This is a genomic window from Chitinophaga sp. RCC_12 (genome assembly GCF_041360695.1).
GTDB lineage: Bacteria > Bacteroidota > Bacteroidia > Chitinophagales > Chitinophagaceae > Chitinophaga.
In genome coordinates, this window is sequence record NZ_JBFUPS010000009.1 from 154,283 (window position 1) to 178,813 (window position 24,531).

The 24,531-nt window shown below is 47.2% G+C and carries 25 protein-coding genes; 18 read left to right on the top strand and 7 right to left on the bottom strand.

Going from position 1 to position 24,531, the window contains the following annotated elements:
- Positions 1 to 97: 97 nt before the first annotated feature.
- The 7 genes from AB6805_RS24035 to AB6805_RS24065 all read left to right on the top strand — a co-directional run bounded on the left by AB6805_RS24035 (position 98) and on the right by AB6805_RS24065 (position 9,393).
- Complete coding sequence (locus tag AB6805_RS24035; RefSeq protein WP_370912001.1) at positions 98 to 1,150, top strand: DUF2167 domain-containing protein; 1,053 nt, start codon at positions 98 to 100, stop codon at positions 1,148 to 1,150.
- A gap of 259 nt (positions 1,151 to 1,409) precedes the next feature.
- The gene (locus AB6805_RS24040) at positions 1,410 to 1,940 is read left to right on the top strand and encodes an RNA polymerase sigma-70 factor (protein ID WP_370912002.1); all 531 of its coding nucleotides are present in this window, start codon (positions 1,410 to 1,412) and stop codon (positions 1,938 to 1,940) included.
- 79 nt (positions 1,941 to 2,019) lie between these two features.
- A complete protein-coding gene (locus AB6805_RS24045) occupies positions 2,020 to 3,210 on the top strand; it encodes a FecR domain-containing protein (protein ID WP_370912003.1) in 1,191 nt (396 codons plus the stop codon).
- A gap of 102 nt (positions 3,211 to 3,312) precedes the next feature.
- Positions 3,313 to 6,891 carry a SusC/RagA family TonB-linked outer membrane protein gene (locus tag AB6805_RS24050; RefSeq protein ID WP_370912004.1) on the top strand — a complete coding sequence of 1,193 codons (3,579 nt, stop codon included), beginning with the start codon at positions 3,313 to 3,315 and terminating at the stop codon, positions 6,889 to 6,891.
- An 18-nt stretch (positions 6,892 to 6,909) separates the two neighbouring features.
- Positions 6,910 to 8,424, top strand: coding sequence for a SusD/RagB family nutrient-binding outer membrane lipoprotein (locus AB6805_RS24055; RefSeq protein WP_370912005.1), 1,515 nt, complete (start codon positions 6,910 to 6,912; stop codon positions 8,422 to 8,424).
- 176 nt (positions 8,425 to 8,600) lie between these two features.
- Complete coding sequence (locus AB6805_RS24060; protein WP_370912006.1) at positions 8,601 to 9,053, top strand: SgcJ/EcaC family oxidoreductase; 453 nt, start codon at positions 8,601 to 8,603, stop codon at positions 9,051 to 9,053.
- A 121-nt stretch (positions 9,054 to 9,174) separates the two neighbouring features.
- Entirely contained in the window at positions 9,175 to 9,393 is a 219-nt protein-coding gene (locus tag AB6805_RS24065; RefSeq protein WP_370912007.1) for a DUF4287 domain-containing protein, read from the top strand.
- On the opposite strand, the gene AB6805_RS24070 is transcribed toward AB6805_RS24065, so the two are convergent.
- Positions 9,374 to 9,829 carry a DoxX family protein gene (locus tag AB6805_RS24070; protein WP_370912008.1) on the bottom strand — a complete coding sequence of 152 codons (456 nt, stop codon included), beginning with the start codon at positions 9,827 to 9,829 and terminating at the stop codon, positions 9,374 to 9,376. The two genes, AB6805_RS24065 and AB6805_RS24070, sit on opposite strands and share 20 nt — an antisense overlap.
- Before the next feature lie 132 nt (positions 9,830 to 9,961).
- On the opposite strand from AB6805_RS24070, the gene AB6805_RS24075 reads away from it, so the two are divergent.
- The 11 genes from AB6805_RS24075 (at position 9,962) to AB6805_RS24125 (ending at position 19,496) form a co-directional block, all read left to right on the top strand.
- The gene (locus AB6805_RS24075) at positions 9,962 to 10,792 is read left to right on the top strand and encodes an SGNH/GDSL hydrolase family protein (protein WP_370912009.1); all 831 of its coding nucleotides are present in this window, start codon (positions 9,962 to 9,964) and stop codon (positions 10,790 to 10,792) included.
- A gap of 64 nt (positions 10,793 to 10,856) precedes the next feature.
- Positions 10,857 to 11,294 carry a PepSY-like domain-containing protein gene (locus AB6805_RS24080; protein ID WP_370912010.1) on the top strand — a complete coding sequence of 146 codons (438 nt, stop codon included), beginning with the start codon at positions 10,857 to 10,859 and terminating at the stop codon, positions 11,292 to 11,294.
- 76 nt (positions 11,295 to 11,370) lie between these two features.
- Positions 11,371 to 11,946 carry a TerD family protein gene (locus tag AB6805_RS24085; protein ID WP_370912011.1) on the top strand — a complete coding sequence of 192 codons (576 nt, stop codon included), beginning with the start codon at positions 11,371 to 11,373 and terminating at the stop codon, positions 11,944 to 11,946.
- A 20-nt stretch (positions 11,947 to 11,966) separates the two neighbouring features.
- Complete coding sequence (locus AB6805_RS24090; protein WP_370912012.1) at positions 11,967 to 12,650, top strand: TerD family protein; 684 nt, start codon at positions 11,967 to 11,969, stop codon at positions 12,648 to 12,650.
- Between the two features lie 102 nt (positions 12,651 to 12,752).
- Positions 12,753 to 13,391: a VWA domain-containing protein gene (locus AB6805_RS24095; RefSeq protein WP_370912013.1), complete on the top strand. Its 639-nt coding sequence runs from the start codon at positions 12,753 to 12,755 to the stop codon at positions 13,389 to 13,391.
- Positions 13,392 to 13,408: 17 nt separating this feature from the next.
- Positions 13,409 to 14,044, top strand: a complete 636-nt coding sequence (locus tag AB6805_RS24100; RefSeq protein WP_370912014.1) for a VWA domain-containing protein — start codon at positions 13,409 to 13,411, stop codon at positions 14,042 to 14,044.
- An 11-nt stretch (positions 14,045 to 14,055) separates the two neighbouring features.
- Complete coding sequence (locus AB6805_RS24105; RefSeq protein ID WP_370912015.1) at positions 14,056 to 14,685, top strand: AIM24 family protein; 630 nt, start codon at positions 14,056 to 14,058, stop codon at positions 14,683 to 14,685.
- Positions 14,685 to 15,740 (top strand): TerY-C metal binding domain-containing protein, encoded by a 1,056-nt coding sequence (locus AB6805_RS24110; RefSeq protein WP_370912016.1) that lies wholly within the window; start codon positions 14,685 to 14,687, stop codon positions 15,738 to 15,740. The genes AB6805_RS24105 and AB6805_RS24110 overlap by 1 nt, the downstream gene beginning before the upstream one ends.
- 16 nt (positions 15,741 to 15,756) lie before the next feature.
- Positions 15,757 to 17,160, top strand: a complete 1,404-nt coding sequence (locus tag AB6805_RS24115) for a PP2C family serine/threonine-protein phosphatase (protein ID WP_370912017.1) — start codon at positions 15,757 to 15,759, stop codon at positions 17,158 to 17,160.
- A 13-nt stretch (positions 17,161 to 17,173) separates the two neighbouring features.
- Positions 17,174 to 18,682, top strand: a complete 1,509-nt coding sequence (locus AB6805_RS24120) for a helix-hairpin-helix domain-containing protein (protein ID WP_370912018.1) — start codon at positions 17,174 to 17,176, stop codon at positions 18,680 to 18,682.
- A gap of 25 nt (positions 18,683 to 18,707) precedes the next feature.
- Positions 18,708 to 19,496: a DUF475 domain-containing protein gene (locus AB6805_RS24125; protein ID WP_370912019.1), complete on the top strand. Its 789-nt coding sequence runs from the start codon at positions 18,708 to 18,710 to the stop codon at positions 19,494 to 19,496.
- Positions 19,497 to 19,570: 74 nt separating this feature from the next.
- On the opposite strand, the gene AB6805_RS24130 is transcribed toward AB6805_RS24125, so the two are convergent.
- The 6 genes from AB6805_RS24130 to AB6805_RS24155 all read right to left on the bottom strand — a co-directional run bounded on the left by AB6805_RS24130 (position 19,571) and on the right by AB6805_RS24155 (position 24,427).
- Positions 19,571 to 20,479 (bottom strand): hypothetical protein, encoded by a 909-nt coding sequence (locus AB6805_RS24130; RefSeq protein ID WP_370912020.1) that lies wholly within the window; start codon positions 20,477 to 20,479, stop codon positions 19,571 to 19,573.
- 67 nt (positions 20,480 to 20,546) lie between these two features.
- Complete coding sequence (locus AB6805_RS24135) at positions 20,547 to 21,647, bottom strand: toxic anion resistance protein (protein ID WP_370912021.1); 1,101 nt, start codon at positions 21,645 to 21,647, stop codon at positions 20,547 to 20,549.
- A 44-nt stretch (positions 21,648 to 21,691) separates the two neighbouring features.
- Positions 21,692 to 22,306 carry a TerD family protein gene (locus AB6805_RS24140; RefSeq protein WP_370912022.1) on the bottom strand — a complete coding sequence of 205 codons (615 nt, stop codon included), beginning with the start codon at positions 22,304 to 22,306 and terminating at the stop codon, positions 21,692 to 21,694.
- 36 nt (positions 22,307 to 22,342) lie between these two features.
- The gene (locus AB6805_RS24145) at positions 22,343 to 22,897 is read right to left on the bottom strand and encodes a TerD family protein (protein ID WP_370912023.1); all 555 of its coding nucleotides are present in this window, start codon (positions 22,895 to 22,897) and stop codon (positions 22,343 to 22,345) included.
- Complete coding sequence (locus AB6805_RS24150; protein WP_370912024.1) at positions 22,887 to 23,729, bottom strand: phosphoribosyltransferase family protein; 843 nt, start codon at positions 23,727 to 23,729, stop codon at positions 22,887 to 22,889. Before AB6805_RS24150 ends, AB6805_RS24145 begins: the two co-directional genes overlap by 11 nt.
- Positions 23,729 to 24,427, bottom strand: coding sequence for an HAD family hydrolase (locus AB6805_RS24155; protein WP_370912025.1), 699 nt, complete (start codon positions 24,425 to 24,427; stop codon positions 23,729 to 23,731). The genes AB6805_RS24150 and AB6805_RS24155 overlap by 1 nt, the downstream gene beginning before the upstream one ends.
- Between the last annotated feature and the right edge of the window lie 104 nt (positions 24,428 to 24,531).

Genomic DNA, 24,531 nt, shown 5'->3' on the forward strand with positions numbered 1-24,531 from the left:
TAATTGTTTTATAAAGCAGAAAAATAATAATATTCCTCCCTTTCTTCCGGATATGGAATATTTATCGCAAATTGGTCCCCGTAAATATTAATAACTTATGTTCAAGTACCTGTACCTGTCAGGGTTGCTCTTTGCAGCCCTGGGTTTGTATGCAACCCCGGCTGTCCCTAAAGCCGTCCCCATTGAAGATTCAACGGAGCTTTATCAAAAAGAGCTTGATAATTATGTTGATTCTGTCAATAAGTCTTTTAAATATGAAACCGGCACTATTGTATTGCCGGGTGGAAAGGTGGAGATTAATGTGCCTGCGGGTTTCAAATTCCTGAACAAGGAAAAAAGCCAGTATGTGCTCACTACGCTTTGGGGCAATCCGCCGGAAAACGCCAACAATACGTTGGGAATGATTTTCCCGGCAAATTCTGATCCTTTTGCGGATAGCAGTTATGCCTTTATTATTGAATTCGAAGACATTGGTTATGTCAAGGATGATGACGCCGAAAAGATTGACTACAATGAAATGATGAAAAACATGCAGGAAGGCGAGAAGGAAACCAATGAGGAACGTGCCAAACAGGGTTACTCCGGTATTCACCTGATTGGATGGGCGCAACAACCTTTCTACGACAAAAAGAATAAGGTGCTGCACTGGGCAAAGGAAATCCGTTTCGATGACCAGGAAGGCGGTCATACGCTGAATTACGAGATCCGTATACTGGGGCGCCATGGTGTATTATCGCTGAATGCTGTTTGCAAGATGAGTGAACTCCCGCTGGTAAAGGCGGATATCGGCAAGGTGTTACACATGGCTACTTTCACACAGGGGAATACCTATTTCGATTTCGATCCGAAGGTGGATAACGTGGCAGCATGGTCTATTGGTGGTCTTGTAGCTGGTAAATTGCTGGCGAAAGTTGGGTTCTTTGCCATCCTGGTAAAATACCTTGCCGCCGGCTGGAAATTCATTGCCATTGGGTTTGTAGCGCTCATCGGATTCTTCAGACGCCTGTTCAGCCGCAAAAAAGCAGAGAAGGAAAATGTTGTTTTTAATACTGGTATAAACGAACCGGATACTGCAACACCCATGGCTGACGAAAACACAGATAACCATACTCCTCCCGCAGCAGAAAACAATCCTGAAAATAATCCCTAATAAAAAATCTTTTAAAATCAAAAAATAAAAGTTAATCAAATCAGCGTAATCAGCATAATCCGCCTAATCAGGCAGAAAGACAATTTCCATCGCCGAAGGCGATCCCCGATACCAGAAAGCCTGCGCACCCCGCAGGCTTTCTTTCTGCCCGAAATTTTGTTTTCCTATTTTTTTCCGAATAAATGTCTTATTTTTTCAAGTGAGATGCCATTATCTATGGTTTCCGGATTGTCAGAATTGATCACGAAAGGTATATTTTATGTCAACGCCATCCGACGCACTGGAGCCAGCCATACTTTTCAAAACTTACTATACCAGGCTTTGCTACTTTGCCTTTCAGTTTACCGGCGATAAGGACGCTGCCAGGGATATTGCCCAGGAAGCCTTTGTAAGCTACCTGGGGCAACAGGGGCAGGTGACTGCGCATCCGGTGGCCATCAAAAATTTCCTGTATACTACCGTCCGTAATGCCTGTTTAAATGCCATCCGGCATGAGAAAGTGGTGGAGAAATTTGCCGCCGCACAGGAAGGCGCGTCAGAAAACGATCCTTCTGTAATTTTAACGATGATCCGGTCGGAAGTGATCGGCGAAATTAACCGCGCACTGGAAACATTGCCCGAAGCCTGCCAGGTGATTATCAGGATGGGCTACATCTCCGGGCTTAAAAACCAGGAAATTGCCGACCAGCTGAACATCAGCATTAATACGGTTAAAACCCAGAAGAAAAGAGGACTGCACCTGTTAAGACAACGGCTTAACCCCGAAATTTACGCCGTATTATTCCTGTAAATCCTGCTCTCAAAAAAATATTCTTATTTCTTTCACCCTTTTTTCCGTCCCGCGTTTCTTTACCTGGTAAGCAACCTTTATGGAGCAAAACCAGGATCTGTATAAATACGCCGGCTTAATTTTAAAATATCTCCGGGAACAGGCTACGGCGGCCGAACGGCAAGAGCTGGAAGCCTGGCTGGAACACGATGTGCGGCATCAGCAGCTGCTGGAATCCCTGAAAGACCAGGAAACCCTGCGCGATGCGATCGCCTTTCATGATACCATTGATGTGGATGCCGACTGGCAGGCCGTACTGGCCCGCTCCACCCAGGCAACTCCGGGCAGGAGGGTAACATGGCGCCGGATCGCTGCATGGACGGCCGCCGCTGCCGCAGTATTAGGAGGCGTGATCGTCGCCTATAATTGGCGCACACCGGATACCAGGCCCGGAAAAATGATGGCCGGCACTTCTCCACAAATAAAAAATGATGTACTCCCCGGCAGCAACAGCGCCACCCTGCAACTGGGCAACGGGAAAACCGTACACCTGGGCAATCAGCCGGAAGGTGCCATTAAAGAGGCAGATGGAACCACTATTGCGCAGCAACCAGGCGGACTTGTATACAATAAATCAAATGAACCGCACGCGGCTGCGCTATTCAATACTTTGTCCACCGCAAAGGCGGGGCAATACCAGCTCACACTGGAAGACGGTACACGCGTATGGCTCAATGCCGCCTCCTCCCTGCGTTTCCCCGTACACTTTACTAATGGCGAACGCCGGGTGGAACTCACCGGGGAAGGATATTTTGAAGTAGCTGCCAGTCCTGGCAAACCTTTCCGGGTAATGGTGCAGCAGATGGAAGTACTGGTGCTGGGCACCCATTTTAATGTAGGCGCCTACAGTAAAGTGGTGAAAACCACGCTGATCACCGGCGCTGTAAAAATCCAGGTAAAGGATAATCGTTCCTGGCAGCTGGCGCCGGGCCAGCAAGCCAATGTGCAGGGCGACCAGGTACGTATCGCCGCAGCAGATACCGAAAAAGCTATCGCCTGGAAAGAAGGCATCTTCTTTTTTAAAGATGATGATTTCCGGGAAATTATGGAACAGGTAGCCCGCTGGTACGACCTGGACATTCATTACGAAGGCCCGCTGCCCGTAAAACGCATCAGCGGCAATATCAGCCGCCAGGCGAAGTTGTCGCAGGTGCTGGAAATGCTCAACTTCGTAAGCGGCGCCAACTTCAGGGTAAATGGAAAAGACGTCACTGTAACACTGTCGAAATGAAACAAGTATAACTGGAACGGATGCACGAAAGTAAATAAGTACCTGTAATAAACAAAGACCAGAATTTAAACGAATCAATCGCTATTAATTAAAAATTAACCGATGATGAAAAGATTTATTTCCGCTTCCGGGCGGGGTATACTACTCCCATTGCCTGTAAAAATGAAGGTGGCCCTGAAGCTGACCACCCTGCTGCTTTTTCTTTTTGCATTAAGTGCAGCAGCCACTGCTTATGCGCAGAAAGTTACGTTGTCGGTAAAGAAAGTGCCGCTGCAGCAGGTGTTTGACGCTATCAAACAACAAACCGGCTACTACTTTTTATACAACAACGATATCCTGAAAAACACCACTCCCGTTTCTTTGAACGTAAAGGACGCGGAAATAACGGCGGTGTTGAATCAATGCCTGGCAGGCCAGCCGCTGGAATATAAAATCATCGACCGCACCATCACCCTAAAGGAGGTGCCGGTGAAAAAAGCCGTTACGGAACTGGCCGCCGATACCTTGATCACCGGCAGGGTGACCGATGAAAAAGGTGTGCCGCTGCCTGGTGTAACCGTTACAGTGGAAGGCTCTGCGAGAGGCGCCGTAACAGATGCCACGGGAAAATACACCATCCAGCTGCCATCCGGCGCCAGCGCATTGTTGTTCTCCTTTATCGGGTTTAACAAACAGCGGGTGGAAACTGCCGGCAGCACCACGCTCGATGTAAAGTTAACGGAAAGCTCAAAGGGTTTGTCTGAAGTAGTGGTAACGGCACTTGGTATTAAGCGCGAAAGCAAATCGCTCGGATACACGGTAGCAGAGCTGAAAGGCGCGGACCTGTCGGAAGGAAAGGAAGTGAATGTGGCTAATGCGCTATCCGGTAAAGTGGCCGGCGTACAGGTAAGTCAGCCTGCCTCCGGCGCCGGCGGGTCTTCCAAGATCCTGATCCGCGGAAATAACTCCCTGCAGGGTAACAGTCAACCGCTATATGTAGTTGACGGAGTGCCCCTCGATAACCAGAACATCGGCGCTGCCGGCAGCACCGGCGGTGTGGACTATGGCGATGGCATCTCCAATATTAACCAGGAAGATATTGAAAGCATATCCATCCTGAAAGGCCCTAATGCCGCAGCATTGTACGGCCAGCGCGGCAGTAACGGTGTAGTGCTTATCACCACCAAATCGGGCAGCTCACGCAAAGGCATCGGGCTGAAGTTCAGCAGCGATTACGCCATCGGCAACGCACTGGTAACCCCCGATTTCCAGGATGAATACGGCCAGGGATTAAACGGTGATTTCACGCACTTCCGCGCCACCGACGGTAAAGTATATACGATGGCGCAAGCCAAAGCACAAGGGCTGCAGGGCATGCCTAAAATGAGCGCCGGCCGCGACAGGATTGCCCGCAGCAGCTGGGGCCCAAAAATGGAAGGGCAGGAGTATGAAGACCAGTGGGGAAATATTTTGAAGCTGACGCCGCAACCCAATACCTATAAAGACTTTTTCGACCAGGAAAAACAGTTCGTAAATAATATTGCCGCAGATGGTGGAAATGATAAAGTGAACTACCGCTTCTCTTATTCCAACACGCATGTAAACGGGTATGTGCCCACTAACACGCTTGACAGGAACACTTTTACCCTTCGCACACAGGCGTCTATTACGCCCAAATTACAGCTGGATGCGAAGCTCAACTACATCTCCCAGAAAGGTAAAAACAGGCCCACACTCTCCGATGCATCCGATAACCCGGCTTACCTGTTTATCAGTCAGCCGCGGAGCATGCCACTGAGCATCCTCGCAGATTACACCTGGACCGCCCAGGATGTGGCCCGGCAATTTGGCTACAGCGGCGTAACACCCGGACTGGAGAAAACATACGCTACCAACAGTTCTACCGCCAATCCTTACTGGACCATCCATAAAACGCAAAACACCGATCACCGCGACCGGCTCCTGGGGATGCTGCGGCTGTCGTACGATTTTAATAAATGGTTGAAATTAACTGCCCGCGGCGGTACCGATTTTTATACAGAAGAACGCCTGCGCTGGAGAGCCAAAGGCACGTACCAGAGCCAGAACAGGAATGGTGATATTGAAGACCGGATAATAAGGGTCCGGGAAGATAACTATGATGTATTGCTGGCCGGCAACCTGGAGCTGAGCAAGGACTTCACCCTGGGGCTGAATGCAGGCGCCAGTCACCAGAAAAAGTTTATGCGCATGACCGGCAATACCGGGAAAGAGTTTATTGTGCCGGACCTGCATGTGATCAATAACACGCTTACCAATTCCTATCTTTTCGATTTACAGGAATCTGAGATCAACTCCGTATACGGCTTCGGGCAGCTGGCTTTCCGGAACTACTGGTTCGTGGATTTCTCCGCACGGAACGACTGGTCATCTACCTTGTCTGCAAGTAACAATTCTTTCTTTTATCCTTCTGTAAGCACCAGTTTAATCATGACCGACCTGCTGAAGATGAACAGCAACATCGTTAGTTTCTGGAAGCTGCGCGGATCGCTGGCGCAGGCTGGCAGCTCTGGTAATCCTTACCAGCTCACCGGCGCCTACAGCCTGGATCAGTTCACACATGGGGGTCAGCCGCTGGCATCTTTTACTTCTATTATTCCCGATCCTAACCTGAAAAATGAACTGACTACCTCGGTGGAATTTGGTACCGACGTACGTCTCCTGAACAACCGCCTGGGCATCAGCTTTACTTACTATAACGCCGCTACGAAAAACCAGATCCTGGATGTGCCCTTACCGCCTTCCAGCAAATTTGAAGCGCGCAGGATCAATGCCGGCGAAATCCGCAACAAGGGAATTGAACTGTCGTTAAACGGAACACCCGTGAAGCTGGCCAATGGATTTACCTGGGAAAGCACCTTTACATTTTCCCGCAACAAAAATGAAGTGGTATCACTCACCGAAGGTGTGGAAACATTTGTATTGGGAAGTGATAGGGGGATCAACGTAATAGCTGCACCAGGTAAGCCTTTCGGCACTATGATCGGAACAGGCTTCGCCTGGCTGAAAGATGAAGCCGGCAACCGGCTGATAGATCCTGCTACGGGCTTGCCATTGCGCACACAGGGGCGTCAGCTCACAGAGCTGGGAAATGCCATGCCCGACTGGACCGGCGGTTTTGCCAATACCTTCCGTTACAAAGGTTTTGCTTTAGCCGCATTAGTGGATATCCGCCAGGGCGGCCTGGTATATTCCCAAAGTAACCGGGAAGAACTGATTTATGGTACCACAACAAAAACACTGGCAGGCAGGGACGGCAGCTACGTAGCCTCCGGTATGATTGCGGAAAAAAACAGCAGTGGCAACTGGGTTAGCACCGGTAAAGAAAATACGATGAAAGTATTGGCGCAGGACTACTGGAACGTAGTCGCCAGCGATAAAGAAAATGTGGTATCGGAAGAAATGATGAATGACGCCAGCTACGTAGCCATGCGTGAAATCAGTTTGAGTTACGCGCTGCCATCGAAATTATTCTCCGGTAAAATTATCCGCAGAATGAATGTAGGCATCTATGGCAGGAACCTTTTTTACTTCCAGCGGAAAACGGATGGCTTCTCTCCCGAAGCGTCTTCCTTCAACGTAAACAACTCCTCTCTCGGCCTGGAATCAACGGCGCTGCCGATGATGCGGAGCTTTGGTGTGAACGTAAGCCTGGATCTTTAATCTGTAAAAACGAAGCATATGAAAAACAAATCATCGATATATAGAAAAGTGCTGGTGTTAACGGCGGGGTTGTTATTGGGTGGCTGTACCAAAGACTTCAGCGATCTGAACACGCCGCCAACAACGGTAACAAACATTGATCCCGCCCTGTTGTTATCAAAAGTACAAAAAGATGCGGCCTTTGCTGAAGGCACAGAAACCGCCAATATACAGGTAGGTTCCTGGGTGCAATACTGGGCCGGTGGCCTGGTGGCGCCTACTTCCCGTTATATCCAGCAGCCGGATAATAACATGTGGGCCGCACATTATACCTTGTTGAGAAACCTGGGCCAGATCCGGAACCAGGCATTGAAAGGAAAAGAAAATGATCCAACCGGGAGAACAAAGCTTGCCATTGCCCGCATCCTCGAAATATTTATATGGCAACGGTTAACGGATCTCTTTGGCGCCGTACCGTTTTCACAAACAACAGAAGATGCAACCGACGTAAATAACAAACCGGTGTACGACAGCCAGCAGTCGATCTATGAACACCTCATTGCCGACCTGGATGCCGCTATCGCCAATATCAACGCCAGCGATGTATCGTACGGCAACGCGGACTTCTACTACAAAGGCGCTACCGACAACTGGAAGAAATTCGGCAACTCACTGAAACTGCGTTTAGGCATGCGCATTAAGTATGCCGCGCCGCAGCTGGCGGAAAAAACCGTGCGGGAGGCGATGAGTCAGCCGCTTTTTTCAGATAATAAAGACAATGCGGCGGTACCTACTTTCAACGATGCACAAACCACCAACGCAAATCCTATCCTGGCGCAGTTTATCAGCGGCAGTCCCGATCTGCGTTACCTGGCATCGGCTTTTGTGGCCACACTGAATGATAAGCATGATCCCCGCCTTACGTTCATTGCCGCGCCCACGGTGAATTCAAAAAACAGCGGCACGCCTGTGTACAAAGGTATTGGTGTGGCATTAACGGATGCGTTGTTGTCCGGTATCATCAAAGATGATTATTCCACCGCTTCTATGACCACCTACTTTAATAAAACATTGGCTACGCCTATCCCTGCTTATGTATTTACCTATGCAGATGTATGTTTCTTTAAAGCAGAAGCGGCGTTGATGGGATGGGGTGCTACGCCGGCAGAAGCGGAGAAATTTTACCAGGATGGCATCAGGGCAGCAATGGCCATGCAGCCGTATAACATTACCACCGTTCCGCAGGCGTACATTGATGCGGAGTTTTCACTCGCCGGACTTACATCAGAAAAGCAGCTGGAGAAGATCATGACCCAGAAATGGATCCTGCTGTTTGGCCGCGACTATGAAGCATATGCAGAATGGCGCCGCACCGGCTACCCCGTTTTAACGCCGGGCCCTAACCAGGGATCTACCAACGGTACCATTCCCCGCAGGGCGGTATACTCATCACTGGAAGCCCTGCTGAATACAGAAAATTATAAGACGGCCGTATCCGGCTTAACCAACGGGGATTCTTACCTTTCGAAGGTTTGGTGGGATCAAAAGAAATAGATGCTGAATAATGGAGAAAGGGTCGTCTTTTACAGGCGGCCCTTTTTTATTTCGCCCCGGTGCTTTACCGGTAAAAATGTTGTTTTTACCGGCATGATCGTGTCATTAACCCATTTGTACTATGCTGCCGTAGCGCGGCTCCCTATTTTCGTATTCATTCCTAAAACAACTATCGTATGAACCAGGTACATGAAATTAATGCGATCAGGCAGGCGAACAACGCCATCTATCATTCATTCCGGACACTGGATTTCCGCGGCGCTGCTGTTTATCTCACGGAAGATTGTGATTACATTACGTTTAACGGCATGCACTTAAAAGGGCGGGAGGAGTACATCACCCTGCACGAGCAGCTGATGAACAACTTTATGTTCAAAGGCGCACGGCTGCACGGACAGATTGAACAGGTACGTTTCCTGAATGAGAATGTAGCCATCGTGGTAGCCACCGGCGCTATCCGTTTCCGCTGGCAGAAAAAAGTGCCTGAAAGCCGTCAGTCGGTGAACACCACGGTTTGGGTAAAAAGCCCGGAAGGCCAATGGCAGATGTCTGCCTTTCACAATTGCCGCGTAAAGAAAATGAACTGGCTGGCCAGGTGGATCATGGGGTCTGTGAAAAAAGCCGCCTGAAAGAAGCCGCAAACCGCCCCTTAGTTTGTCGGAACCACCCCCCAGGAGTGTTCCCCGGAATGAATAATTTTGTTTTAAGAGATACATCTTACAAGATCATTCAAAATAAAAAACAAGTATTATGTCATTCCAGGCTTATTTAGACAATATCAAAGCGAAAACCGGCAAAACAGGTGAAGACTTTAAAAAGCTGGCAGAGAAGAAAAAGTTCTTACAAAACGGCGAGCTGGCCCCCAAGGTAAAAGCCGGCGACATTGTAAGCTGGCTGAAAGAAGAATATGAACTGGGCCACGGTCATGCAATGGCGATATTCGCGTATTTTAAAGGGAAGCGGGATTAGTTTTTTTCCGCCACTGGTCGGCACTCCAGCGATAGGCAGGTAAAGCAGACAATAAAAAGCTGCCGGCACTGGCAGTGAAAACAGAATAGTTCAATGGTGCGGCTATGCCCAGCGCCACGGTCATGGCCAGTGCAAAACCAAGTAGCAAAACACCGCTGCCGATGGCTGCCCACCGGGTCCAAAAGCCCGTGATAAGCATTACGGCAAAAAGTATTTCTGCACCCGACGCCAATGCAGCAAAAACTTCCGCCACTGCATAGGGGAAAAAGAACATCAGTTTATGTGCATACTGCATGAAATGTTGCCAGTCGCCCCACCCGATATTCGCTCCACCCGGAGGACCCCACACGCCGAACCGGTCGAGCCCCGCACACAGATAACTGGCGCCTAACGCCACCCGCAGAAAAAGCTGGATGATATCCTGTTTAATATTCATTGCCTGGTATTTTTGACAGGCAAAAATAGTACAGATATAGCTACTGCCGGTAGTCCAGTTTATAATCAGGAGATAGTCCAGCTTTGTTATTATCTATGCTATTTATTACTTTCATGAGCAAAATATTTTATCATGAAGAAATGGTTGTTGGGCCTGCTCATCGCCGCAATAGTGGCTGCTACGGCCTTTGCGCCCCGGAAAATCACCTGGGTGGCCATCGGGGATTCTATTACCTACCTGAATGATCATCCCGGTGAAACCGGCAACAGGATCACCAAAGGATACCTGACACGCGTAACCGAAAAGCTCCCGCACCTACAGTATATCAATAGAGGCTATAACGGCTGGACTTCCGGCGGTATCGCTGATGCCATAGAAAAACTGGATCTTGTAAAAGCGGATGTGTATTCTGTGTTTCTTGGTACCAACGACTGGTGGGGCGGGCGCCCTGTTGGTAATTTCTCCGACTATCTCCATAAAACGGGGAACAGCACCGTGTACGGCGCGTTCCGGACTATCATTGACAAGTTGAAATCACTGAATAAAAAGGCGCATATCATCCTGGTCACCCCGCTGCAACGTGGTGATTTTGTATACATCGCCGATATGAACAACAACGCCTGGGGCTCTTATAAAGAAAGAAAAGGGCAACAGCTTTCACAGGTGGTGGCCGCCATCGATTCTATTGCGGACTATGAACACTTCGATAAATTAGACCTGTATCATAACAGCGGCATCACCCTGGAAAATATGGTGAAGTATAAACGCCTGAAAGACCCTGCCACCGGTGAATACAAGGACTATCGCTGGCCGGATTATAAAGATATTCCTTTCCATCCGGACACAGATGAATACCCTTATCCGGTGTCAGCGATCGATATGACGTACGATGGCCTGCATCCCTCTGATAAAGGCTTTGCGGTTATTGCGGATATGTTGGTGGAGATCATGAAACGTTATTAAACGGGCCGTAGCCTAACAATAGGGACAGTGGAATTGTTATCATTATTCACTCAAATCCTGTTGTATGAAACTGCGTTTATTATTTGCCGCTATCTTTATTCCTGCTGCCGCCCTCGCACAGGACATTCCTGCGAGCCAGGTGCCCGCTGCTGTAACCACCGCCTTTAAAGCCAAATTTCCTAACACCAGCCACCTGGAGTGGGAGAAGAAGGGAACTCTTTATGAGGCAGAGTTCCATGTAAACAATGTGGACCATAAAGCGTTGCTGAGCGAACAGGGCCAGTTACAGCAATTTAAAGAAGATATCCCCGTTACAGATCTGCCGCAGGCAGTAAAACAAGCCATTAAAACAAATTACAAAGCATTCCGGATCGATGATGCGGAGAAAGTTACCAGGGGATCAGCGTCGTATTACCAGGTAGAGCTGGATGGTGAGCCGCATGACCAGAAAATAGTGATGACACCGGCAGGTAAAGTGGTGCAGGATATGCAGTACTGGTGACTTGAAAAGTTGAAGTTATCGCCATATATCCTCTGAAATAAATATGCTATATTACCCCTGGTTTAAATTCTGAATAATGGCGATTAACTTACAAAAGGGACAAAGGATCGATATCGGCCTCTCAAAAATCAGTATTGGTTTAGGCTGGCATCCTAATGAAGGAACAGGCTCCGCTTTCGACCTGGATGCTTCTGCATTTATGATCGATGAGAGCCGGCATATCCTCCAGGAAGAATATTTTATTTTCTACGGAAATACAGATTCTCCGGACGGCGCACTGCATCACACCGGCGATGACCCTACCGGCGGCAACAGCGCCGATGGCGATGATGAAACCATCCAGGTAGACCTCACCAAAATAGATCCCCGCATAAGGGAAATATTATTCGTGGTAACCATCCACGAAGCCATTAGTAGAAGACAAAACTTCGGACAGGTAAGAGATTCGTATATCCGTATCGTTGATGAAGGCACCGGCAACGAAATTGCAAAGTATGAACTGGGAGAAGATTTCTCCATTGAAACCGGCGTGGAGTTTGGCCGCCTTTACCTGAAAGATGGCAAATGGAAATTTGAAGCATCCGGGATTGGCTACAGGGAAGATCTGGCTTACTTCTTATCCAAATATTTCAAAGGTCAGATTATTAAATAACCCCTGATAAACCACTACCTATGGCTATCAATTTAGTAAAAGGTCAGACGATCGACCTCCGTAAAAACGACAAAGGAGAAGAATTCGATTTATCCACGGTCACGATTGGTTTGGGCTGGGATGTACGGCAAACCAAAAGCAACGAAGGCTTCTTTGGAAAATTATTCGGCGGAGAAAAAAAAGAAGCAGAATACGACCTCGATGCCGTAGCCATGCTGCTCGACAGCAGCGGCAAAGTGGCCAACCTCGGCAGAACCGTACAAACAAAGGATGGCAGATCAGTAGGATTGTTTGAGGGAGATGTGATCTTCTTCAATTCCATGCGCCACCCTTCCGGCAATATCTGGTTAACCGGCGACAACCGCACCGGCGCTGGGGATGGCGATGATGAACAAATCATCATCAAGCTGGATCAGCTGGAAAATAAATACGAAAAGATCCTGTTTATGGTCACCATTTACAATGGCCGCGCCACCAACCAGCATTTCGGTATGATCGATAATGCGTTCATCCGGGCGGTCGACAGCCGCGGAAAAGAGATCGCTAAATTCAGCCTGTCGGGCGACAGCACCTACAACGGGATGTGCTCCATGACATTTGCGGAAATTTATCGTAAAGATGGCGCCTGGAAGTTCAGGGCCATTGGTATTCCACATCAATCCGATAGCTTTGTGGATGAATTGAAAAAGTTAACCTATTCCTGATCACAAAAAACCTATATTCAGCATAACCTCATCCGGCGGAAAACGCTGGATGAAATGTTACCCATTTTCAACATGCCAACACTGGTATTAAATTAATGCAGTATGAGAAGATTACCCGTGTATCTTTTATTAGATACTTCCGGTTCTATGAATGGAGAACCTATTGAGGCAGTGAAAAATGGCGTACAGATAATGATTAACTCATTACGTCAGAATCCGCAGGCCATTGAAACCGCATTTATCAGCATCATCACTTTCGATAGCTCCGCACGGCAGGTAGTACCCCTTACCGACCTCGCGTCTTTCCAGATGGTGGATATAAAAGCTACCGGCACCACCGCACTGGGAGAAGCGCTGCAGCTGGTAAGCAACTGCATCGATCACGAAGTGGCCAAAACAACTACGGAGAAGAAAGGCGATTGGAAACCACTCGTGTTCATCATGACAGATGGCATTCCCACCGATAACTGGCAAAGTGGATTGACCGCATTTAAACAACGCAAAGTGGCTTATACGATCGCCTGTGCTGCCGGCTCTGGTGCAGATACCGCCATACTGAAACAAATCACCGAAAATGTACTCAGTCTTGATACCGCCGATAGTCAGAGTATCGCCCGCTTCTTTGCATGGGTAACCGCTTCCATTGGCGTTACTTCCACAAAAGTGGAAGATGCCGGCAAAGAATTAATAGGCTTAAACGAGCTGCCGCCACCACCGGCAGAACTGAATATCGTGGTGTAAGAAATTAAAATATTGATATGCGACGATTACCGGTATTTTTTTTATTGGATACCTCCGGATCTATGTACGGTGAACCTATTCAGGCGCTCAACAACGCCCTGAGCGGCATGGTAAACACTTTGCGGATGGACCCCCAGGCAATGGATTCGTTGTGGCTCAGCATCATCACTTTCGACCGGGAAGTAAAAGAACTGACCCCGCTGGTGGAACTGGCCAATTTCCAGCTGCCGGAAATTACCTGTCCGCAGAGTGGCCCCACACACACCGGCTATGCCCTGGAATTTCTCCATGCAAAAGTAAACAGCGAAGTACGCAAAGGTACGCCCACGCAAAAAGGCGACTGGCGCCCGTTGCTGTTCCTTTTCACTGATGGTAAACCCTCGGATCTGCAGCTGTACCGCAAAATGATCCCGCTGATAAAAGACCTGAACTTCGCCACCATTGTAGGTTGCGCGGCAGGAAAAGCAGCAGACAACGGCATGCTCAAGGAACTGACGGATACCGTGGTGCATCTCGATACGGCCGACAGTGCCACATTGAAACAATTTTTTAAGTGGGTATCCGACACCATAGAACAGGGAAATAAAAGTATGGGCACTACCGAACAGGTAGCACTGCCGCCGCCTCCCAACGAAGTGAATTTAGTCATCTGATAATAAAAAGAATGAACGTAAAATTGATCGGACACGATTTTAAATGCCTGGAAGTAGAATTATCCCAACAGGAAAAATTCTTCTGTGAAAAAGGCGCATTGATCTATCATGAAGAAGGAATCACTTCAAAGGTCAATGTATTCGATAAAGGCGTAGCCGGACTGATAAAAAGAAAACTCACCGGCGAAAGCATTTTCCAGGTAGAACTGTGCAATACCCATTTAAATCCGCGCAAACTGGTGGTAGCCGGCAAAGTAGGGCTGTTGCCCGTTAACCTCAAGCAGCTTACCTCTGGCATCGTTTGTAAAGCAGGCGCTTTTGTAGCCTCCTCCGACAAAATTGATATTGATGTGAAAATGAACCTGACCTCCCTCATCGGTGGTACAGGGCTGATCATGCAGAAAATAACAGGATTTTGTACGGTATTTTTAGATGTGGTAGGCACACCCCTTACGCTGGACCTCACACCCGGGCAAACCGTTTTTGTGGATGAAAAAAGCTTCATCTGCATGAATGCAGATATGGTAAACCGGATGTCATCCCATTTCTCCGGAAATAATCTCCTTGGAGGAGAAGGATTAAGTATGCTGAAAATTACCGGTCCGGGAACCGTATATATCACTTCTGTAAATTTTGGATAATGAGAAGACTACCGGTTTATTTCCTGATAGACGTCTCCGAATCAATGGTGGGAGAACCCATTCAACAGGTGGAAGAAGGCCTCGGACAAATCATACAGGCACTCAAAACAGATCCTTACGCTATTGAAACAGCATGGATCTCTATTATTGTTTTTGCCGGTCAGGCGAAAACACTGGTACCGCTGCAGGAAATCATCAACTTTTATCCGCCGCGTTTTCCTATTGGCGGAGGCACCTCTTTAAGCCGGGGACTGGGACACCTCATGTATGAACTGAGAAAAAACCAGGTGAAAACCACCTATGAAATAAAAGGCGACTGGAAACCAATCATCTTTCTTTTCACGGATGGCGTACCTACAGACGATACCAGCGCCGCCATCGCAGAATGGAAACAGAACTGGCAACGCACCGCCAATATGGTAGCCGTTTCCTTCGGCAATGAAGCAGATACCAACCTGCTGAAAGAACTGACGGAAAACGTAGTGCATTTTAAAAACAGCTCTCCCGCAGCCTATAAGCAGTTCTTCAAATGGATTACCGACTCTATCAAAACCAGCAGTGAAAGCGTAGAGAAAAACGCTTCCGGATTTGAACTGTCGAAAATACACGATACCGATACGTTGTCGAAAATAGATCTCTCAAAACCATCACCACCCCGCAGTTACACCGATAGCAACTACGTGGTAATGGTAGGGAAATGCCAGCACCTGCAACGCGACTACCTCATGAAATACCGCCGCGCGGAACAGGACGCAGAAATATACGGCCTGAACCTGAACAGGCTGTATTACCGGTTGGTAGGGGCCTTCCAGGTAGATAAAACCTATCACGAACTGTCCGATAGCAACACCAAACCGGCCGTTATCAACAGTGAAGAACTGATAGGCAATCCCACCTGCCCCTGCTGCGGCAACCAATGGGGATTCGCCCTGTGCTCCTGTGGCCAGATTCATTGCATCGGTGAAGAAAAGCTCAGTACCTGCCCCACCTGCGGAAACACCGCGGCATACGGCGCCAGCGACGGCGGTTTTGATGTAAACCGGGCACAAGGCTAACCGACAAAAGATAAACATGGACAAATCCTTTATCCGGGAATTATTTAAAGCAAATAATATTACGATCGGCACTAACCGGCAGCACCTGTTCGACGCTTTTGTGAATGAAGAGAAAAACAGGCAGGCGGTAAAGCAGATTATGGACAATAAAAAGCTACTAATGGATACCTGGCAGTTTAAAAACCGGTTGGCCGACATTCAGCAACAACCCGTCAGCATCCCGAATGCCACTGCAGGAAAGCCTTACGAGGTGGCGCTGGATTTCGGGCTGCTGCAATGGAACGACTTCACCTATTTTGATATCGAGGGGCTCGAAGAATCCGGTCTGCAATACGATCCGGAAACAAAAGTGATCCGGGGTACCCCCGTTAAAAGCGGCGATTTTAAACTAACATTGAAATACCGCATCAACGGCGAAGATGACGCCACCGCGCCCAACGAAAAAAAGGTGCCGCTGGTCATCAACCCCAATCCCAGATCGCTCTGGAAAAATATTGACAGCGATAAAAACGATCCTTACTGGAAAGAAGACAACGTAGCCGAATATGCTCCACTGGGTGACCGGCACCTGCTGGTAGCCTCCAAAAGAGGCCGCTCGCACGCTAATACCGGTGGCTTCCGGGAAGATGATTTCGCCTTTAAACATTTCGGTGACACCGGATGGAGCGTCATGGCCGTTTCTGACGGCGCCGGCAGCGCAAGGCTGTCCCGCGCAGGGTCAAGGATGGCGTGCACCGGCATCGTGGAATACTTTGAACAGCACTTTACACCAGCGCTAAGAAGCGCATTTGATGCGCTGATTGCTGCACATGCCACCGCCGGAAGCGACAAAACACAAAAAGAACTCACCCGCTTTGTATATGATAACCTCGGCAAAGCAGCATTCACCGTACATAAAAAGCTGGAAGAATTTGCTGCCGCCTGCGCAGCACCAGTAAAAGATCTTCATTCCACACTTATATTTGTACTTTTAAAAAAGTACGAATCCGGCTATGTAGTCATGAGCTTTGGCGTAGGCGACTGCCCCATTGCTTTGATTAATAAGGATTTTACAGACATTGCACTGCTGAACCGGCTGGATGTAGGAGAATTTAGCGGGGGAACCCGGTTTATTACCATGCAGGAAATCTTTAAAAGTGATACATTTGCAACCCGCTTCGGGTTCAGGCTGGTGCCTGATTTCTCGTACCTGATGCTGATGACCGACGGTATTTACGATCCCAAGTTTGAAGTAGAAGCCAACCTGGAGAAGCTGACAGCCTGGAAAGCACTGCTGGAAGACCTCGGCGGTAAAAATGATGACAATGCAAAAGTAGACCTGGCCAGCCATACATTGGAAACCGCCAACCAGCTATCTGCCTGGATGGACTTCTGGAGCCCCGGGAATCATGACGACAGAACTTTAATGATCATCAGTTAAGTATGCGGACTATATGAGTACAAAAACGGTGAATTCCGTCATCAATGCAGGGAAAAGTTATCAATACGTTGATAACGGAGAACCTATGCGGGGCGGCATGAAGGACGTTTACTTCAGTCCGGATAAATCATACGTGGTGGCATTTTACCGGGACACACAGGACTACGCTTCGAAAGAGCGGTTGCGGAAAATTGTGACGGACTACTACAACAGCTTCTTTAACCGGGAAGGCGGCGACTACTACCGGGATCTTTATTGCTGGCCAACAGACATGGTGGAAGCAGATAAAAAGGTAGGCCTCGTAGTACCGTGTTACCATGCTAACTTTTTTTTCAAGAAGGGATACGCATCAAACGACCTGATTAAAGGAAAGGAGAAGGAAGGGAAATGGTTTGCTTCACCCAAATTCAGGAACAGGCAGTTTACCCTGCGCCTGGATGAAGCAGAACTGGGCAACTGGTTAAGCTATTTCCAGATCTGTGTAAATATTTCAAGAGGTGTGAAACGCCTCCATGCAGCCGGACTCGCTCATTCCGACTTGTCGTATAAAAATGTGCTGGTAGACCCGGTAAGTAAATCGGCGACCATCATCGATATAGATGGCCTCGTGGTACCGGGCCTGTTTCCACCGGATGTAATTGGCACCGCCGATTTCATCGCACCGGAAGTACTGGCTACCAAACACCTGGGCCTGAAAGATCCGGGCAGAAAGCTGCCCAACCGTCTTACCGACCTGCATGCACTGGCGGTAATGATCTACATGTATCTTTTATACCGTCATCCCTTAAAAGGAGGGAAGATCCATGATCTCGATGCAGAAAAAGACGACCTGCTGGCAATGGGAGAGAAGGCGCTGTTTATTGAACATCCGCAGGATACTTCCAACCGGCCAAAACTGAATCACATTAATCCGAAGGAATTGCCCTGGGCAGATGTAAATAAGTTACCATACACCATTACAGGGCCTTACCTGAAGGAACTGTTCTACCAGGCGTTTGTAACCGGTTTGCACCAGCCAACGGAGCGGCCGCCGGCAGAAATGTGGGAGCAGGCGTTATTAAAAACAACAGACCTCATGCAGCCCTGCAGCAATGCCGCCTGCGAACAGAAATGGTACGTTTTTGATAACACCCATTCTCCCAAATGCCCTTTCTGTGGTACGCCGCATAAAGGCACCCTGCCGGTGCTGGACCTGTATTACGAGTTTAAGCCAACCGTATGGAAACCGGAAAACCACCGGCTGATGGTGTATAATAATCAATACCTGTTCCAATGGCATGTAAACAGGAATATTATCCGCAATGAACGGATCACCGCCGCGCAAAAAGTGCCGGTCGGGTATTTTGTTTTTCACCAGGGTAAATGGGTGCTGGTCAACCAGCAGCTCACTTCTTTAAAAGATCTTACAGAAGATAAAGAAATTCCCATCGGTGAGATGGTGGAACTAACGGATGGAAAAAGACTATTGCTGTCAAGGGAAGAGGGCGGAAGAGTAGTAATTATAACGATTGCCAACAAGTAGAAACCTATATAAAAAATAAAGTGAAATGAATGAATTAATCCAACAAATTATTGACAACCCAATACCTTCGGCCATCATTGTCGGGAATCTCGTTATTATTGAAAGTTTATTGTCAGTAGATAACGCCGCTGTACTGGCTACCATGGTAATGGACCTGCCCGAAAAACAACGTGACCGCGCCCTTAAATACGGGATTTTCGGCGCTTACCTGTTCCGTGGTCTGGCTATGGTGTTCGCGTCTTTCCTGATCAAGATCTGGTGGCTGAAACCATTGGGCGGTTTATATCTCCTGTACCTGGTATTCAGCTGGTGGAAAAATAAGAAAACAGAAGGAGAGAAAGAAGAAGAGAGCATCGACAAAGGCCAGAACTGGCTATACAAGGCCACAGTGGGGGCTATCGGGCCTTTCTGGGCTACGGTGGCACTGGTGGAATTAATGGATATGGCTTTCTCTATAGATAATATTTTTGCCGCGGTAGCTTTTACCGATAATATACTGCTGGTTTGCCTGGGTGTGTTTATCGGTATCCTCGCCATGCGTTTTGTGGCACAGGCTTTCGTGAAACTGATGACGAAGTTTACCTTCCTGGAAGCAGCGGCGTACATCGTTATTGCGATCCTGGGTATTAAACTGACGTTGTCTATCTACGAACATTTCTTCCCGGAATCACCTGTTACCCATTTCCTGGAAAGTTCAAAAGCAGACATCATTACGTCGATCATCACCGTGGGCGTGTTTATCGTTCCGATCATTACATCGGCGCTGTTAAATGTTCCTAAAAGAACCTCTACTGCAGAGTTGGAGAAAAAATGATGCCGGTAACAAACCGGCTCAGCTTAATAAAGGTTTCTATGGCGCCAGTTTGCGGACTGGCGTCTTTTTTATGCCTAAATCACATTGGTGTTCAGCATAGTTTTGAGGATGTTGGTCTGCACATCAAAGCGACCAATCTGTTGCAGGAAATCGACGTCGGAAATTTTTTCATAGTATTCTTTCAGGAGGGCATGCACGTTATCCGGGATCACCGTTTTCAGTACGTTGGCGCGGCTCATCAGGTTATCATTCTTATCTGTTAACTCCTGTACAATCCTTGTTTTTTTGGAGAGGGTATTGGACCAGTCAACGTCTGTGATTTTTGAAAGATCGCAGAACAGGAATAAATTTTTAGCGGGGAAGAAGAGAAAATAACGGTCCATGTTAAGGAAGCGGTACACTTCCAGGATCAGGTTACCGGCACTGAGTCCGCAAAAGAACTCGGTTTTAAAATCCATTTTGCACAACAATCCCATCAGCTTGCGCTGTATGATGGCGGAGTTGTTGCGGTACACTTCTGCCGGGTTGAATTTAATCAGTTCATTGAGCGCTTCGGTGGAAATATCGAAATAAAAATCCTGGGAGAAGCGTGCGCTGAAAGCGTTGATGTTTTTGGAAAAGGGGTAGTCTTCGGAGTTGTCAGACAGCACCTGGTATAGCTTCCGCAAAGATAAATTGATCTTCAGGGACTGCTTTTGTTTATCCTGCTGGTAATTTTTTTCTGAAAAAACGGAGTCGTTGATATTGGCGATCAGGTCTTTGTTGATCTGTATTTCGTCGTATAAAATACTCACGTTCCTTTCGTTGCTGGCTTTTATTTTCCGCAACAGGTCAATCACCGTGGCAGTGTATTGCAGGTGAAAGAGTTCCAGCTTATTGACATCGAGTTCCGGATTGGTTTCAAATAATTTATGGACAACCTGGCTTCGGAGATAAATCTTGTATATTATCTCTTCTTCAAAAAAAGTGGACAGCAATTGCAACTTGCTGATAGTTTTATTTGAGTCATTTAATATTATTGCCAGGTTATCCTCCATTACTTATCCTCCGTTAGCTAACGTTTGTTACATTTTTCTTCAACTCTGTTTCCAGCGTCTGCAATTCACCATTCAGCACTTTCCGGCTTTCGGTGCCCTGATCGTGGATCTTCTTCACTTCATGTAAAGTTTCAATCAGCGACTGGGTAGTTCTCTTCAATGTTTCAATAGATACTACTGTTTTCTCATTCTCTTTCGCTACCTCGATGCTGTTTTGTTTCAGCAGGTCGGCATTTTTCTGGAGAATGGTATTAGTGGTATCAGAAATCTTCTTTTGCATTTCCACGTTGGCTTTCTGTCTTTGCAGCGCTACCGCAATGGTGAGCTGGTTTTTCCAGACAGGGATCGTGGTGGAAATGATCGACTGCGCCTTTTCCGCAATGGAAGTATTGTTGTTTTGTACCAGCCTGATCTGGGCTAAAGACTGCAGCATAATAAAGCGCACAATCTTCATGTCCGCCAGTCTTTTATCCAGGCGGGTAATGAAATCCCTTAAATCAGCGATTTCATAGTCGTTGTAATTGGCGGCATTCACTTCCATTTCGGCCAGCTTCTGGCTGAGCTCATTGAATTTCAGCTGACCTGAAATAATGAGATCTTCCATTTGTTTGATGTAAGATACGTTACTATCAAACATGGTTTGCAAAGAACTGTTGTCTTTCAGTGAATTGATGCGGCCCGCTTTGATCTTGTTGGTGATCTTATCAATGTTACTGATAACGGTATCGTACTTCTGGAAAAGCTTCTTGGCATCAAATACCAGTTTTTTCAGGAAAGGTATTTTGGAGATAAAGCTCTGTACGGCGCCCTGGTTCAGTTCATCTACGTCGATATAATTCAGTTCTGTAAGCAGATCGTTGATCAGCCCGCCTACTTCGCCTGAGTTATAGGTACGTACAGAAGTGAGGAACTCATTACTGTATTTTTCCATTGAATTCTGTACATCGGTACCATAATTCAGGATGGAATTTACATCGGTGGTTACCAATGTTTTACTTATTTCCCCGTATTTCTTTGCATCGTCCGGCGTAATAACTGCCAGATCCACATTTCCCTCTTTGTCGAGCCTTACCGCGGGAAGGGTTTGGTCGGTGATATTTGGGTTTGCTTCCATAAGGTATCTGATTATAAATTGATATTATCTTATCAAAAGTGATCCTACAGGTAGTTCTGCGCAACGGTGCTTACGGTTTCCTGCAGTTTTTTATCTTTTGTAGGTTCACCGATCGCATTAAATTTCCATTCGCCGTTCTTTTTGTAGAAAACGCCCATCACCATAGATACGTGTCCTGCAAAGCCGGGGCCGCTGGCGATATCATAGGTGGCAAATACTTCGTTCACACGGGCAGGGGTACCTTCATAAATGCGGATAGACGCAAAAGGAATTGTACCAAAGTCGTGTCCGCGGAAGCTGTTCAGCACAAACGCTACGTAGTTTGTGTTAGCGTCCAGCCTTGAGAAATCGAGCGTGATCACTTCATTGTCCAGGCCGTCGTTGCCGTTCAGGTCACCGGTCAGATCATCGCCGCTGTGTTTTACCGCGTTGTCTTTTGATTTCAGGTTACCGAAGTAAACCACTTCCTGCAGTTGTTTCTGTTCGGTGAACATTGCGCAGCTGCCGTCCAGGTCTACCGCTTCTTTGGTTTTAGACAGGCCAAACAGGCCTTTCTTTTCAATAGCGCCCCAGTTGATCCCTACACAGATATTCTGAAGTTTGGCGCCATTGCTTTTTTCGAGATTTATACGCTGACCTTTTTGAAGATTGATTGCCATGTTGATCTTATATTTTTAGATATAGTGGTGTATAGATTAGTTGTATTTGTTCAGGTAGTCCTGCAGGCCGCCTTTCATGCCAACGCCTACTGCTTCAAACTTCCATTCGTCGTTGCGTTTGTAAATTCTTCCGAATTCCACCGCTGTTTCAATGGAGAAATCTTCTTCCAGCTCGTATTTCAGCAGCACTTCGTTGGTAACCGGGTCGAATATACGCACAAAGGAATTCCTTACCTGGCCAAAGTTCTGGCGGCGTGCTTCCGCGTCATGGATGGTTACCACCACGCATATTTCGGTAATTTTAGGATCTGCTTTGGACAGGTCAATTTTAATCTGTTCGTCGTCGCCGCCGCCATCGCCGGTGAGGTTATCGCCGGTATGCTCTACGCTGCCATCGGGTGATACGAGGTTATTATAAAAAATAAAGTGCTGCTCAGATAATATCTTTTTATTCTCTCCCATTACGAACAGGGAAGCATCCAGATCGAAGCTGGTGCCGGTAGATGAAGCATTAGCGTCCCAGCCCAGGCCAATTACGAATTTGGGCGCATTAATCGTTTGCCGCTGACCTTTTTGCAAATTAATTGCCATGTTGTATGCTTTTATGTTTTCTGTTAAATAAGTAATTATTAATAAAATTCAGATTTTTCTGGTAAACTTCTATCGTATGATAACCGTTTCCCAGGGCCATATTATACAAAAGATTCACAAATTTATCGGATTGATTTTGCAGGAAAATACAAAATGAATCGAAATCGTAATTCAAGATATACTTTACAATCCGTGTATTAATGAAAAATTGTTCCCCCTGGATGATTTTTTCCAGGTGGAAGATGGACTTTACAAAATGATAGTTCAGGTGGTTTTCAATGTTGGGATGAATGCTTTTATTCTGCAGTTCTGCATAATAGAGCAGGTACACATCATTAGACAGGTCGTAGGCATCCACCATTTTCAGGATCATTCTTTCATGGCCTCCCGTAATTTTGATGTCATCCAGGAAAATCACTTTCTTCCCGGTCAGGAAGTGGCGGTCGATATGGAAGCTGTCGTTGCCGATCAGCTTTAACCGTTGCTCCGCATCCAGTTCGCCGTAATCCTCCTTGTAAGTAATGGTACGGTGTACTTTGGTTTCCTGTAAAACCGGGTGCCCGTGCGCCGCCAGCCACCTGTTCAAATGAAAAACGAAATAGTTTTTCATCGCAAAGGTAGCCGTGGGGATAAAGGAATACGGACTGGACACTACCACAAACTGCGGCACTTCCTGTCCTTTGAGGTGATGCTCAATAAATCCTTCCGCCAGGCTGGTCCCGAATTTTTCGGCAACGGCGTCGTCCCCGAACTTGAAACGGCTGTAGTCATCGGGGCTAAACCCGAAATGGCCGGCATGGGTGATCTTATGAAGTGAATAGGTTGTTGTCATCAGTTAAGTAAACTTGAAATACATTGATTATTGGAGTTGACCAGTAAAGTACGAATGCCTGTCACCTGCGCCCCGTTGATATCTGCTTTTACATTATCGCCAATATGTATGATGTTACTTAGCGGGATTGCCGTATCATTTCTAACCATCGCCACGTTTTCCAGCATCAGGCGAAACATTTTTTCATTGGGTTTCGACATGCCGGTTTCATCTGAATACAGCTGGAAATCGAAAAAATGCTCCAGCTCCAGCTCCTGTAGTACCCGTCTTAATGTGCTGCCTTTTATAAAAGCGGTGTTACTGAGTAAACTGATGGTACTATCGGACGATGCTTTTATCCTGCGCAATGTTTTCACTGTTTCCGAACAATAAATAACCGGGAGGTATTTGAGCACCAGGGCATCCATTTCCTGGTAAAGTCCTGCCAGATCAATGCTCCCGAAGGCATTGTCATCATCATTTATTTCACTGATCACCATGAGGTACATTTCTTCCGCATCAATATTACCGCCTGTTTTTTCATTGATGGCATTGCATAGCAGATCTGTTTTGCGGAATATGCGGCCTACCTCTTCCAGTGTTTTTTGGTGTTGATTGAAATGGTTGTAAAAAAAGCGCGTCCTTTCCTGTTTAAATAAAGGATTCGATTTTATTAAAGTTAACCATAGATCAAAAGAATAATGTTGGTATATGTTCATGTACTTTTTAATCATTTACGTCACTCCGGCAATTGTTAGTCGGCCCGGTTCCCTGTACCAGCATACCTGTAAGGGTTAATATAAGTAATATTTAGCAGCTCCTG

Coding starts and splice junctions, on each gene's coding strand:
- AB6805_RS24115 (WP_370912017.1), top strand. CDS start 15,757: ATGGACAAATCCTTTATCCGGGAATTATTTAAAGCAAATAATATTACG.
- AB6805_RS24125 (WP_370912019.1), top strand. CDS start 18,708: ATGAATGAATTAATCCAACAAATTATTGACAACCCAATACCTTCGGCC.
- AB6805_RS24105 (WP_370912015.1), top strand. CDS start 14,056: ATGAACGTAAAATTGATCGGACACGATTTTAAATGCCTGGAAGTAGAA.
- AB6805_RS24150 (WP_370912024.1), bottom strand. CDS start 23,729: ATGACAACAACCTATTCACTTCATAAGATCACCCATGCCGGCCATTTC.
- AB6805_RS24040 (WP_370912002.1), top strand. CDS start 1,410: ATGTCAACGCCATCCGACGCACTGGAGCCAGCCATACTTTTCAAAACT.
- AB6805_RS24155 (WP_370912025.1), bottom strand. CDS start 24,427: ATGAACATATACCAACATTATTCTTTTGATCTATGGTTAACTTTAATA.
- AB6805_RS24120 (WP_370912018.1), top strand. CDS start 17,174: ATGAGTACAAAAACGGTGAATTCCGTCATCAATGCAGGGAAAAGTTAT.
- AB6805_RS24050 (WP_370912004.1), top strand. CDS start 3,313: ATGATGAAAAGATTTATTTCCGCTTCCGGGCGGGGTATACTACTCCCA.
- AB6805_RS24055 (WP_370912005.1), top strand. CDS start 6,910: ATGAAAAACAAATCATCGATATATAGAAAAGTGCTGGTGTTAACGGCG.
- AB6805_RS24090 (WP_370912012.1), top strand. CDS start 11,967: ATGGCTATCAATTTAGTAAAAGGTCAGACGATCGACCTCCGTAAAAAC.
- AB6805_RS24080 (WP_370912010.1), top strand. CDS start 10,857: ATGAAACTGCGTTTATTATTTGCCGCTATCTTTATTCCTGCTGCCGCC.
- AB6805_RS24045 (WP_370912003.1), top strand. CDS start 2,020: ATGGAGCAAAACCAGGATCTGTATAAATACGCCGGCTTAATTTTAAAA.
- AB6805_RS24100 (WP_370912014.1), top strand. CDS start 13,409: ATGCGACGATTACCGGTATTTTTTTTATTGGATACCTCCGGATCTATG.
- AB6805_RS24075 (WP_370912009.1), top strand. CDS start 9,962: ATGAAGAAATGGTTGTTGGGCCTGCTCATCGCCGCAATAGTGGCTGCT.
- AB6805_RS24065 (WP_370912007.1), top strand. CDS start 9,175: ATGTCATTCCAGGCTTATTTAGACAATATCAAAGCGAAAACCGGCAAA.
- AB6805_RS24110 (WP_370912016.1), top strand. CDS start 14,685: ATGAGAAGACTACCGGTTTATTTCCTGATAGACGTCTCCGAATCAATG.
- AB6805_RS24085 (WP_370912011.1), top strand. CDS start 11,371: ATGGCGATTAACTTACAAAAGGGACAAAGGATCGATATCGGCCTCTCA.
- AB6805_RS24135 (WP_370912021.1), bottom strand. CDS start 21,647: ATGGAAGCAAACCCAAATATCACCGACCAAACCCTTCCCGCGGTAAGG.
- AB6805_RS24035 (WP_370912001.1), top strand. CDS start 98: ATGTTCAAGTACCTGTACCTGTCAGGGTTGCTCTTTGCAGCCCTGGGT.
- AB6805_RS24140 (WP_370912022.1), bottom strand. CDS start 22,306: ATGGCAATCAATCTTCAAAAAGGTCAGCGTATAAATCTCGAAAAAAGC.
- AB6805_RS24060 (WP_370912006.1), top strand. CDS start 8,601: ATGAACCAGGTACATGAAATTAATGCGATCAGGCAGGCGAACAACGCC.
- AB6805_RS24145 (WP_370912023.1), bottom strand. CDS start 22,897: ATGGCAATTAATTTGCAAAAAGGTCAGCGGCAAACGATTAATGCGCCC.
- AB6805_RS24070 (WP_370912008.1), bottom strand. CDS start 9,829: ATGAATATTAAACAGGATATCATCCAGCTTTTTCTGCGGGTGGCGTTA.
- AB6805_RS24095 (WP_370912013.1), top strand. CDS start 12,753: ATGAGAAGATTACCCGTGTATCTTTTATTAGATACTTCCGGTTCTATG.